A 12486-nucleotide genomic window follows, 5' to 3' on the forward strand; every position below is an offset into this window, starting at 1 on the left:
GAACACCCCGATCGGGTACGAACAGGGCATTCCGCTCCTAGAACTTGTTCTGGAATCGCGCTCTTCGTCACCCCGGGGCCGCTGGGAACGTCGTTGGGTGCGCTTCCCGGCCCCGACCGCACCTAACGCGGAGTATTTGCCCTGGTCACGGCATTGCCGGGTGGTGTGGTGCAGGCGAGAGGGGCGCCCCGGGTGTCGAAGAGCGCGAACCCCGGTGCCGCGCCGCCCCTCCCGGACCGCGAGGGCCCGCCGCCCGGCAAGCAGCGCCGGGAAGGAGCCCCGCTCTGGCCGTCGCCGCCGATTACGGCGAGCACGCGCACGCCGCTCAGCCGACAGCGCTAGCGGGAAGGGGCACGGGCCGTCGTCGCTGCCTTCCACCCCGCACCTCGGGGGGACGGCTGGGGTCACGGAGTGGGGTGCCTGCTGGGCCGCCGCGACCTGGACCGCGAGGGACCTGCCGGACGGCAGGCGGCGCTTGGGAGCCGCTCGGCTCTGGCCGTCGCCGCCATCAACGGCGACTACGCACACGCCCGGCGGCCGACAGTGCTAGCGGGAAGGGGCACGCGCCGTCGTCGCCGCCTTCCACCCCACATCCGGGAGGCCCGCCGCTCGGCCAGAGCCGCTCGTGGGGTACCTGCCGGCTCCGTCGCTGCCCGTCACCTCGACCACGGACGCGCCCGCCGCCCGACAACGCCGCCTTAGTGGCCGCCCCGGTGTCGGGGACCACGTTGTTCGTGTGGGGGACCCGCGTTCGTGTGGGGAACCCGCCGTCCGGCGTCGCCGCCTTCCGCGGGGCGGAACCTTCCGTCGGTGCTCACACCCCCTCACCGCACGTGACCCGGCGCCTGTCAGGTGGGTCGGTCCCGGCCCGCCGACCGGCGACACGCCGGGGAGGGGCGGGGCGGGCTGTTCTCCCGCCCCCGGCATTCGCGGCAGTATGGGACGGACCGCGGAGGCGACGGGATGAGGGAGGCACGGGTATGCCGCGCGAAGACCGGTCCCGCTCGGTCCGCACCGGGACGGCTGGATCCCCCCTGGAACGCGCCCGGGCCGCCTACCACGCCCGGCCGCCCAAGACGCGCTGGACCGCGGGGCTGGTCGTGGTCGCCGTCGCCGGGATCACCGCCTTCATCGCGGGCGTCCCGGTCCTGGCCGGGATCGCCGCGGCCGTGACCCTGCTGGCCCTCGGCGCCGCCCTCATGCACTCCTCCGACGCCGTCGCCACCACCCTGGTGAGCATCGCCTGGCTGGTCGTCGCCTTCTTACTGCTGCAGATCCCCATCCCCGTCGCCGACCGCTCGGTCCTCCTCCTGCTCCCCCTCATCCCCCTGCTGGTCTCCCTGGCCGCCTCCCGCATCCGCGAGTTCCCCGCCTGGCACACCACCCTGCTGGCCCTGCTCGTCGCCCTCATCGCGGGCATGGGCACCGGGCTCGCCGGGATGATCGCGGGCGGCGCCCCGCCCGCGCTCGGCCCGCTCACCGCCGCCTGCGCGGCCGCCGCGGCGCTGGTCTGGCGCGCCGTGGCCGCCTACCGGCTGCGCCGGGGCATGGTGCAGGTGGGCGGAGGCCCCGGCGGTCCGGCCGGTTCCAGGGGCCCCGGCGGTCCCGGCGCGTCGGGCCGGGGCGGCGCCGCGGGCGCCGCGCCCGGCGCGGCACCCGACCTCCGGTCCGTCCGCGCCCACGGCGCCCGCCCCGCCCCCGCCGCCCGGGACACCGGCGCGGGTCCGGACGACGACGAGCCCGTCCCGGTCGACGAGGCCCTGGCCCGCCTGGAGAACATGATCGGCCTGGACCCGGTCAAACAGCAGGTGCGGGCCATCGCCGCCTCCATCGAGGCCGCCCGCCTGCGCGCCGACGCCGGGTACGCCGTCGACAAGCCCCTGCGCCACCTGGTCTTCTCCGGCCCGCCCGGCACCGGCAAGACCAGCGTCGCCCGCACCCTCGCCACCGTCTTCCACTCCTTCGGGCTGCTGCCCTCCGCCCGCGTGGTGGAGGCCCAGCGGGCCGACCTGGTCGGCGAGTACCTGGGCGCCACCGCCATCAAGACCAACGCCCTGGTGGACAGCGCCCTGGGCGGGGTGCTCTTCATCGACGAGGCCTACTCCCTGGTCAACGAGGGCGACGGGCAGCCCGACCGGTTCGGCAGCGAGGCCGTGCAGACCCTGCTCAAGCGGGCCGAGGACGACCGCGACCGCCTCGTCGTCATCCTCGCCGGATACGAGGACGAGATGGACCGCTTCCTCGCCTCCAACCCCGGCCTCGCCTCGCGCTTCTCCACCCGGGTGACCTTCCCCAGCTACTCCTGCGAAGAGCTGCGCCGCATCTGCGAGCACCTGTTCGCCGCCCGCGGCGACCTGCTCGACCCCGACGCGCTGCCCGGGCTCCGGCGCCGCCTGGAGGAGGTCGAGCAGCGCGGCGCCGTCGACGAGCTGGGCAACGGCCGCTTCGCCCGCTCCCTGGTGGAGAAGGCCGCCGAGGCGCGCGACGTGCGGGTGGTCACCTCCGGCGACGCCGACACCCCCAGCCCGGACGACCTGGTGACCGTGCGCGAGCCCGACATCGCCACCGCCTACGAGGGGCTCACCGCCCGCCTCCCCGGCTTCGGCGACGCCCCCGACCTGGAGGGGGCGCTGGCCGAGCTGGACGAGATGATCGGCCTGGAGCCGGTCAAACGGCAGGTCCGCTCGATCGCCGCCCAGCTCCGCGTGGTCCGGCTGCGCGAGGAGCAGGGGCTGCCCACCCAGCCGCCCATGCGGCACTTCGTCTTCTCCGGCCCGCCCGGCACCGGCAAGACCAGCGTCGCGCGGGTGCTGGGCCGGGTCTTCGCGGCCCTGGGCCTGCTCACCCGCGCCGAGGTCGTCGAGGCCCAGCGCTCGGACCTGGTCGGCGAGCACCTGGGCGCCACCGCCATCAAGACCAACAAGCTCGTCGACCGCGCCCTGGGCGGGGTACTGTTCGTCGACGAGGCCTACGCCCTGGCCAACCCGGGCTACAGCGGCGGCGACGCGTTCGGCTCCGAGGCCATCCAGACGCTGCTCAAACGGGCCGAGGACGACCGCTCCCGCCTGGTGATCGTGCTCGCCGGATACCCCAGGGAGATGGACCGCTTCCTGGCCAGCAACGCGGGCCTGGCCTCGCGCTTCAACGTGCGGGTGGGCTTTCCCAGCTACACGCCCGACGAGCTGTCGGCGATCGCCGACACCGTGGCGGCCCGCACCGGCGACTCCTTCGACGAGGAGGCGCGCGAGGACCTGCGCAGCATCTTCGGCTACGTGTGCGAGGAGGGGTGGATCGACGAGCTGGGCAACGGCCGCTTCGCCCGCTCGCTGTACGAGAAGGCCTGCTCGCACCGCGACCTGAGGGTGGCCGAGGAACTGGGCGAGGCCGCCACCGCCGAGGAGCTCACCCGGGTGACCAGTGCCGACCTGCGCTCGGCCTACGAGGAGATCACCCAGCGGTGACGAGCGGCCCCGCGGCGCCCCGCGGCGCCCCGTGGTGTCTCGCGGCGCCCCTCTGCGGCCCCGCCGAGCCGCCGCGGGCCCTGCTAGTGTCCGCTCCATGAACGCACCCAGCGCTCCGATCCGGGAAGCCGTCATCCTCGCCGGGGGCCAGGCCACGCGCCTGCGCCCGTACACCGACACCCGCCCCAAGGCGATGGTCGAGGTCGCCGGGCGGCCCATCATCGACTACCAGTTGGAGTGGCTGGCCGGCCACGGGGTCGAGCACGCCGTGGTGTCCTGCGGCTACAAGGCCGACGTGCTGCGCGAGCACCTGTCCCTGCGCACCGAGGGCCCGGACGTCACCCTGCTGGTGGAGGACGAGCCGCTCGGGCGCGGCGGCGCGCTGCGCTTCGCCGCCACCGGGCTGCGCGACAAGGCCGCCCCCTACTTCGGGCTCAACGGGGACGTGCTCACCTGGTTCCCGCTGGACGAGTTCACCGCCTTCCACCGGGACAAGGGCGCCATGGCCAGTCTGGCCCTGGCCCAGTACCAGACCAGCTGGGGCATCGTGGAGGTGGACGAGGACGGCACCATCGGGGGCTTCACGCAGAGCCCCATGCTGCCGTTCTGGATCAACGCCGGGGTGTACATCTTCGAGGCGGCCGCCACCGAGCTGCTGCCGGTCAAGGGCGACCACGAGTCGACCACCTTCCCGCGCCTGGCCGAGGAGAAGCGCCTGGCGGGCTACCGGATCGACGGCTTCTGGCGCGGCGTCGACACCGTGAAGGACGTCAAGGAGGCCGGCGAGCAGATCACGGAGCTGCTCGCGCGCAAGGGCTGACCCCCGCCCCCGCACCGGCCCCCGCCCGGCTCCCGCCCCGGTGGGGGAGGGCCGACAGACCGGAAGGTAGGCTCGGCCCCGATGACGAACGACTCCGCCCTCGCCACCCTCCCCAACCTCCGCGACCTCGGCGGCTACCGCGCGGCCGACGGCGCCGCCGTGCGCCGCGGCCTGCTGTACCGCGCCGACGCCCTGGCCCGGGTGGACGACGGGGACTTCGCCGCGCTGTCCCGGCTCGGGCTGCGCCAGGTGCTCGACCTGCGCACCGCGCACGAGCGCACCGCCGAGCCCGACCGGGTGCCCGACGGCGCCGAGTACGCCGTGCTCGACGTGCAGGGCAACCACTCCACCGGCGGTGACCTGGAGCGCCTGCTGACCGACCCGCGGGCGGCCGCCGAGGCGCTGGGCGGCGGGGGAGCGGCCGCGTTCATGCTGGAGGTCAACCGGGTCCTGGTGACCGAGCCGGACGCCAACGCCGCCTACTCGGAGCTGGTCCGCCGCGCCGCGACCGGACCGACCGCCGCGGTGTTCCACTGCACCGCCGGGAAGGACCGCACCGGCTGGGGCGCGGCGCTGCTGCTGACCCTGCTGGGCGTGGACCGGGAGACCGTGTTCGAGGACTACCTGGCCAGCAACCCCCGCATGGACCGCCTGCGCCGGGCGATGCGCCGCCAGGCCGAGCGCAACGGCGTCGACGGCGACCTGCTGGAGCCGATCATCCAGGTGCGCGAGGAGTACCTGGCGGAGGCCTTCGCCGAGGTGGAGCGGGCCTACGGGACCTTCGACGCCTATGTCTCCAAGGGGTTGAAGCTGGCCCCGGACCTCGTGAGTACTCTGCGCGAGCGCATGCTGGAGGGTTGAGCGCCCGCGGCGCCCGCCGAGTCCGACGCGTCCGCTGTGGTTGCAGGGGAATGCCCGGGAGGGCGGAACGAGCGCGGACGGTGGCGCCCCCTCGGACCGGCTACAGCTCGTTCAACCGGCTGACCAGGGCGTCCGGGCAGCTCGACCGGTCGGCCGCCTCCATGGCGGTGATCAGCGCCCGCAGGACCGCCGGGCGGCTCTCCCCCCGGTCCAGGAGGCGTTGCGCCGCCGCCCACAGTTCCGGGGGGTCGCCGTCCCACAGCCGTTCGGCCAGCCGCTCGTGGGCGGCCAGCTCCGCCTCGGCGGCGGCGCGGTCCGAATCCCGCTCCGAAGCCCGGCCGGAACGCCGCGCCCCGATCCGGCCCGCCCCCGAGGCGGCGCGGCGGTGGGCCCCGGTCCTCCCGCCGTCGACCGAGTGGCGGCCGCGCGGGCGCCCCTCGGGGTCGTCGATCTCGCCGAAGTGGTCGAGTTTGAGCAGCGCCCGCCGCCCCTGCGGGGTCGACGGGTCGAACGTCCCCTCCGCGTCGTCCAGCAGGTCGCCCGCCAGCAGCGGGAAGGCGAACATGCGGCGCGGCAGCGCCTCGAGGTCCCCGTCCGGCAGCAGCCTGCGGACCTCGCGGCGGCCCAGCCCGAGGGACTCGGCCGGGTCCCGGTAGGTCTCGGTGAACGGCCCGATCGCCTCCCACAGCGCGTCCAGTGCGGCCCCGACCGCCGGTTCGGGCAGCCCCCACCGGGGCCCTGCCCAGCGGATCCACGCGCCCAGCACGTGCGGCATCGCCTCGCACTCCTCGCGCAGCAGCACCACACGCCGCGGAAGCCACGTCAGCAGGAACGCCTCCACCTTGCGCGGGCTCACCCGCAGCGGGCGCCCGCCGTCCACGTCGCACCCGTAGGCGATGATGTGGTCCACGCACCGGCTGGCGGCATAGGAGTCGGACAGCTCAGCGGCGGTCTCCGAGGCCAGGAACCGCGCCGCGAGGGTGGCCCGGTCGTCGCGCCGCCACACCGGCTCCGGTGCGGGGCGCCCCTCCCGGGGCAGGGCCCGCATCCGCGACCGCAGCAGCGCGTGCACCGAGCTGAGCGACCCGCCGAGCAGGTCGTCGCGCCGGGCGGCGGTGAGCCGCGCCGGGCGCCCCGTGCCGCCCGCGACGACCCGGTCGGTGCGCCGCAGCGCCGCCTCCAGCAGGGTGCGCGCCCGGCCCGGCGAGATCCGGGTGAAGACCGCCATCGGGTTGCGCCCCGCCTCGGAGCGGGCGTGCTCCAGCAGGCGGCCCACCTTGCTGGTCACCCAGGCGTCCCGCAGCACCCCGCCCGCGTTGTGGTCGATGACGGCGATGAGGGCGTGGGTCGCCGAGGCCTCGTCCGGTTCACCGGGGGTGTCGGGCCTCCCGGACGCTCCGGGCGCCGCGGGTCCCCCGGGCTCCCCGGAGCCCTCGCCCTCCGGTGCCCGGCCCGCGGCCGCCGCGTCCTCCTCCGGGTCCTCCGCCTCGTTCGCGCGCCGGAAGGTGCACACCACCTCGTCGGCGTCGCCGAACCGGTCCCCGGACCGGTACGCCGCCACCGGCTCGGCCGCGCCCAGCTCCCGCACCCACGAGGGCAGCGCCATCCCCTGGTCGGACAGGGCCAGCATCCCCTGCCGGGCCAGCTCCCGGCGGTGCTCGGTCGGACCGAGCGCGGCGATCCCGGACAGCAGCGCCAGCCCGGCCGGGCTCCGCGCGGCGGTGGCGCGCGCGATCAGCCCCTCGCCCAGGTGGCGCTCGACGTCCTCCCCGCTCATCCCCGGCATGCTCCGGCCCCACCAGGCGCCCAGCATCCGGCTCAGCGCGAGCTCGGCGTCGAGCGGGTCGCGCATCGCCAGCAGGGCACGGGCCACCCGCAGCATCTCGTCGAAGACCGGCTCCGGGGCGGCTCCGGAGCCCGGGGGAAGGGGAGGTACGGACACCTGCCCGAGCCTATGGCACGTGCCGCGGCCGCACGCCGCCGATGAACAGGACCGCGGAAAGGCGGGACGTCCGACGTCCGCGGGCGGCGGTGGAGGCGTCGGGGGCATCGGCGCGGATCTCATGCGAATTCCGGCGAAATTCCGCAGGAAACGTGTGTGAACGCCGAAGAGGCGGCGGATGGTGGCCGCTGGGAGCCGTGGTGGCGCCGTCGGAACGCGGCGCCGTCCGTGTCCGCCGGGGCGGCGCCCGTCCCCTGAGGCGCCGCGGCCGGTTCAGCCGAAGGTGTCGTGGTCGGGAAGGCGCGGCGGCACCGGCCGCCCCGACGGTGGCTGGGACATCACCATGGCCTGGAGCCGTTCCCGGGCGACCCGTTCCACAAGGACCGGGGTCGCCTGGAAGCCGAGGTGCTCGGCGCAGTTCCAGGCGTCACAGACGCAGCGCTCCACGAATCTCGGGGACAGGGAGCCGAACTCGTCGTTCAGGCGCCGGGCGACGTGTTGCAGCCCGGTCGCGGGAAAAGTCTGGAGCATCCTCGCTCACGCCTCTCGCCGGCGGTGGTCGGACGGTGACCACCATCCATTTCATCCGCGCGGGAAGCAGTGTCAAGACCCGTCGGGGCAGACCTTGCCCAGCCTTTAATCCCTGCGGGCGAACCGGTGGGGCGCGCGGGGTGCGGGCCGGGAGGAGGGGTTTCGGACGTGGCGGCCGGAACCGATACGACGGCCCCCGCCACCGCGGCGTGCGGGGGGCCCACGGGACGCGGCGAAAAAAGGGGGGCCGAAAAACCGGCGGGGGAAGGCGGGGAGAAATGGGACGGCGTATCATCTGTCCTCTGCCGTCCCCCGACTTTCCGTCGCCGTCCGGCCCGTCGGAGTGATGTGGCTTATGCTGTGGCGGTGGCGGCGACCGAGCCGCGCCGCCCCTCGGGCGGGGCCGCCCGCCCCGTCCGCCACCGAGCGCGGCGCGGCCGGATCAGATGTGCACGTGTTTTCCGGCGCTCGCGCGCGCGAGCCCCCGTCCAACGGGGGAAGGACCCCCGGAGGTGTCACTGGTGAGCACCGAGACGTCCGTTCCGCTCCCTCGCATGTCCGGACTCGGCCCCTCCGACTCGGCGCTGCTGGACACGATCCTCAAGGAAGCCCCGATCGGCTTCGCGCTCTTCGACTCCTCCTGCCGCTTCCAGCGGGTCAACCCGGCCCTGGCCGCGGTCTACGGGGTCGACGAGCAGGACTGCCTCGGGCTGCGCCCCGCCGACGTGCTCGGCCCGGCCGACGCCGCCGCGCACGAGACCGCCCTGGCGGCGGTCATCACCGGCGACCGCGACCTGTGCGGCGAGCACCGCTTCCCCGCGGCCGGGGACGGCGGCCACTGGGCGCTGTCCTGGTTTCCGGTGCACGACGGCGCCGGCGACGTCGACGGGGTGGCGCTGATCGCCGTCGACCTGGGCGAGAAGAACGGGCGCCGCCGCACCGAAGAGCGCTACCGGGCGCTGCTGGCCGCCACCAACCAGGTGGTGTGGACCGCGTGCACCGACGGCCTGATCACCGAGGACTGCCCGGAGTGGCGCGCCGTCACCGGGCAGTCGGAGGAGGAGTACCGGGGCCGGGGCTGGCTGGACGCGGTCCACCCCGACGACCGTCCGCGGGTGGAGCGCGCCTGGGACGACGCGGTCGCCGACCGCACCCTGTTCGACGAGACCTTCCGGGTGCGCACCCGCTCCGGCGACCACCGCCACTTCCGCTCCCGCGCGCTGCTGATCGGCGAGGGGACGGCCTCCGAGTGGGTCGGCCACAACACCGACGTGACCACCCAGCACGAGGGCGACGAGATGCGCCAGCGCCTCACCCAGCAGCTCGGCGAGGCGGCCCTGCGCACCGTGCGGTTGCAGAAGGCCACCGCCGACCTGGCCGAGGCGCTCACCGTCGCCGAGGTCGTGCAGGCCATGGCGGAGATCGGCCGCTCGGCCGTGGGCGCCGACCGCACCCGCGTCGCCGAGCTGGACGACGGCCGCACCCGGCTGCGGGTGATCGGCGAGTCCGGGGTGCCCGAGCGCGGCCGCGCCGCCGGGGCCGGGCAGGACGCCCTGATGGGGCTGTCCGTGCGCGACCAGCGCCCGCGCTTCGCCGGAGGGCCCGGGGAGCTGCGCGCGCTGCTGGAGGAGGAAGAGCACGAGGCCGCCGCGGACGAGCCCGCCCCCGGCGAGCGGGCGTGGGCCGCGCTGCCGCTGCTCAGCGGCGGCAAACCGATCGGCGCCCTGGGCTTCTCCTACGCCGCGGCGCGCGACGTGCCCGACGAGGAGAAGGTCTTCCTGGAGGCGCTGGCCGGCCAGTGCGCCCTGGCGCTGGAGCGGGCCAAGCTCTTCGAGCGCGAGCACCGCACCGCCGAGGCGCTGCAGGCCAGCCTCCTGCCCGAGGACCTGCCGGAGGTGCAGGGCGTGCGGATGCGCGCCTTCTACCGTTCGGGCACCCAGCACGTGCAGGTCGGCGGCGACTGGTACGACGCCTTCCCGCTGCCCGACGGCCGCGTGGCCGGGGTGCTGGGCGACGTCATGGGCAAGGGCATCAAGGCCGCCACCGGGATGAGCCGGGTGCGCAACGCGCTGCGGGCGCTGGCGTTCAGCATGCCCGAGCCCGCCGACGTGCTCACCGGCCTGGACCGCATGTTCGACGCCACCGAGGGCGCCGACCAGGTGACCACGCTGGTGTACTTCGTGCTCGACCCGGAGACCGGGCAGATCGACCTGAGCAACGCCGGGCACCTGCCGCCCCTGGTGGTCACCGAGAGCACCGAGCCGTGGCTGCTGGAGACCGAGCCCGACACGCCCCTGGGTGTGCGGGCCGAGCGGGGCCACCACAAGTTTTTCGTCCAACCCGGTAACACCGTGGTGCTCTACTCCGATGGACTTGTTGAGAACCGGAGGCGGTCCGTCGCGTCCGGGCTGGAAGAATTGGTCACCGTTGCGTCTCAGGCGCCGCCGGAGGTGGTGGGGGATCCACAGCACATGCTCCAGTACCTTGTGGAGGGCATGCTCGCAGGGTATGAGCAGGACGACGACGTCACACTGCTCGCCGTCCACCTCCCGGTGATCGAGGCCGCACCGGAGGCGTAGACCGTAAGAACAAGTCCGACACCTAAGGTGGAGGAACCATCAACCCCGCTCACGCGGGGGGTGGGGTCAGGACCCGACGGTGGGATGGGATCCGTGCGGCCGCGGAGAAAAATCCTACCGAGCGGATGGGCCCAAACGCTAGAGAGGGCGCATACGCTGATAGGGAATCGGCAACCCCGCCTCGCGGGCGGGGACGATCCCGGGCAACAGCCGGGGGGCGGTGGCTCCGCCTCCCACAGGTCTTCGGACCGCCGGGTCCAGCAATCTCGCCACACGTCCGTTCGAGAGGTGTTTGTGTCACCTGCCAGTTCGACCCGCTCTAAACAGCCGGAGTCGCTGCAAGAGCCCGTCATCCAGCAGCTGATCGAGCGTGGGCGGTCCCAGGGGTACCTTGAGCCCGAGGACGTGCGCCGTGCCTTCGAAGAGGCCGACATCCCGATGTCCCAGGCCCAGGCCGTGCTGCGCAGCCTGACCAAGGAGGGCGTGACCCTCGTCGTCGGCGCCGAGGAGTCCGCGCCCTCGCGCCGCAAGTCCGCGCGCCGCAAGAACGCGGCCCCGAAGAAGACGTCCACCCGGTCCTCCTCCGCGTCCGCGTCCTCCTCGTCGGCCGAGTCCTCGGCGGCCCCCGCCTCCGGTTCGGCCTCCCGCACCACGCGGCGCGCCGCCGCCGCGCAGGAGCAGCCCGAGACGGTGACCGCGGTCGTGGACTCCGGCGCCGCCGAGGCCGCCCCGCGCAAGCGGGCCGCCGAGGCCGAGGAGGCCCCCGCGCGCCCGGCGAAGAAGGCGGCCGCCAAGAAGCCCGCCGCCAAGCCGGAGGCCAAGGCCGAGGCCCCGGCCAAGAAGGCGGCGGCCAAGGGCGGGGCCAAGAAGAAGGACGAGCCCGCGCTGGAGGTCGCCGAGGACGGCGGCGACGACCTCGACCTCGAGGTCGCCGACTCCGAGGAGATCGAGGACACCGGCGCCGAGCTGGAGCTGGTCGAGGACACCGAGGACAAGCCCGAGCCGGTCGGCGGGCCGATCGCCGCCGCCGGGGGCAAGCCCGAGGTCGTCGGCATCCCCGAGAAGGCGGCGGCCAACACCTCCGAGGACGAGGCCTTCGTCCTCTACGACGATGACGACGACGCCCCCGCCGCGCAGGTGGTGGCGGCCGGCGCCACCGCCGACCCGGTCAAGGACTACCTCAAGCAGATCGGCAACGTGGCGCTGCTCAACGCCGAGCAGGAGGTCGAGCTCGCCAAGCGGATCGAGGCCGGCCTGTTCGCCGAGGAGAAGCTCGCCGAGGAGCGCGACGTCCTCAGCGACGAGTTCCTCGACGAGCTGGAGTGGATCGCCGGTGACGGCGCCCGCGCCAAGAAGCACCTGCTGGAGGCCAACCTCCGGCTGGTCGTGTCGCTGGCCAAGCGCTACACCGGGCGCGGCATGCTCTTCCTGGACCTGATCCAGGAGGGCAACCTGGGCCTGATCCGCGCGGTCGAGAAGTTCGACTACACCAAGGGCTTCAAGTTCTCCACCTACGCCACCTGGTGGATCCGCCAGGCCATCACGCGCGCGATGGCCGACCAGGCGCGGACCATCCGCATCCCGGTGCACATGGTGGAGGTCATCAACAAGCTGGCCCGCGTGCAGCGCCAGATGCTGCAGGACCTGGGCCGCGAGCCCACTCCGGAGGAGCTCGCCAAGGAGCTCGACATGACCCCGGAGAAGGTCGTGGAGGTGCAGAAGTACGGCCGCGAGCCGATCTCCCTGCACACCCCGCTGGGCGAGGACGGCGACAGCGAGTTCGGCGACCTCATCGAGGACTCCGAGGCCATCCAGCCGGGCGAGGCGGTCAGCTTCACCCTGCTGCAGGAGCAGCTCCACTCGGTGCTCGACACCCTGTCCGAGCGCGAGGCGGGCGTGGTCTCCATGCGGTTCGGCCTGACCGACGGCCAGCCCAAGACCCTCGACGAGATCGGGAAGGTCTACGGGGTCACGCGCGAGCGGATCCGACAGATAGAGAGCAAGACGATGTCCAAGCTGCGGCACCCGTCGCGGTCCCAGGTGCTGCGCGACTACCTGGACTGACCTCGTCTGAGGAATGCGGCCCCGCGGGCGCCGACCGTTCACCCCGGTCGGCGCCCGCGGCGCCGTCGGCCCCGGCGGTGCGCCCGCGGACCGCGCGTCCCCGCCCCCGGTGTGGCGAGGCCCGGGAACAGGGCGCCGCGGTGCGCTCCGCAGAGGCGGATGTCGTTCGCGTCCGTCATCCGATCCAGCATCTTGCCGGTCATGATCCTCGCGGAGAGGGCGTATGGA

7 protein-coding genes are annotated in these 12486 nt (G+C 74.3%); 5 read left to right on the forward strand and 2 right to left on the reverse strand.

Translation table 11 applies throughout. The features are described 5' to 3' along the window. Positions 1 to 980 precede the first annotated feature (980 nt). The 3 genes from D476_RS0111595 to D476_RS0111605 all read left to right on the forward strand — a co-directional run bounded on the left by D476_RS0111595 (position 981) and on the right by D476_RS0111605 (position 5142). The gene (locus D476_RS0111595) at positions 981 to 3461 is read left to right on the forward strand and encodes an AAA family ATPase (protein WP_017624118.1); all 2481 of its coding nucleotides are present in this window, start codon (positions 981 to 983) and stop codon (positions 3459 to 3461) included. A gap of 97 nt (positions 3462 to 3558) precedes the next feature. Next, on the forward strand, positions 3559 to 4281 hold the full coding sequence (locus D476_RS0111600) for a nucleotidyltransferase family protein (protein ID WP_017624119.1): 723 nt from the start codon (positions 3559 to 3561) through the stop codon (positions 4279 to 4281). An 81-nt stretch (positions 4282 to 4362) separates the two neighbouring features. Continuing rightward, positions 4363 to 5142 (forward strand): tyrosine-protein phosphatase, encoded by a 780-nt coding sequence (locus D476_RS0111605; RefSeq protein ID WP_017624120.1) that lies wholly within the window; start codon positions 4363 to 4365, stop codon positions 5140 to 5142. 100 nt (positions 5143 to 5242) lie between these two features. Here D476_RS0111605 and D476_RS0111610 read toward each other — a convergent pair whose 3' ends face one another. Together D476_RS0111610 and D476_RS0111615 are read right to left on the reverse strand one after the other, a co-directional pair. Further along, complete coding sequence (locus tag D476_RS0111610; RefSeq protein ID WP_017624121.1) at positions 5243 to 7024, reverse strand: hypothetical protein; 1782 nt, start codon at positions 7022 to 7024, stop codon at positions 5243 to 5245. A gap of 333 nt (positions 7025 to 7357) precedes the next feature. Then, a complete protein-coding gene (locus D476_RS0111615) occupies positions 7358 to 7615 on the reverse strand; it encodes a hypothetical protein (protein WP_017624122.1) in 258 nt (85 codons plus the stop codon). A 554-nt stretch (positions 7616 to 8169) separates the two neighbouring features. Here D476_RS0111615 and D476_RS0111620 point away from each other — a divergent pair. Further along, on the forward strand, positions 8170 to 10194 hold the full coding sequence (locus D476_RS0111620; RefSeq protein WP_051061712.1) for a SpoIIE family protein phosphatase: 2025 nt from the start codon (positions 8170 to 8172) through the stop codon (positions 10192 to 10194). Between the two features lie 351 nt (positions 10195 to 10545). Further along, entirely contained in the window at positions 10546 to 12258 is a 1713-nt protein-coding gene (locus D476_RS0111625; protein WP_152529322.1) for an RNA polymerase sigma factor, read from the forward strand. Positions 12259 to 12486 lie beyond the last annotated feature (228 nt).

It is taken from the genome of Nocardiopsis chromatogenes YIM 90109 (assembly GCF_000341185.1).
Classification (GTDB): domain Bacteria; phylum Actinomycetota; class Actinomycetes; order Streptosporangiales; family Streptosporangiaceae; genus Nocardiopsis_A; species Nocardiopsis_A chromatogenes.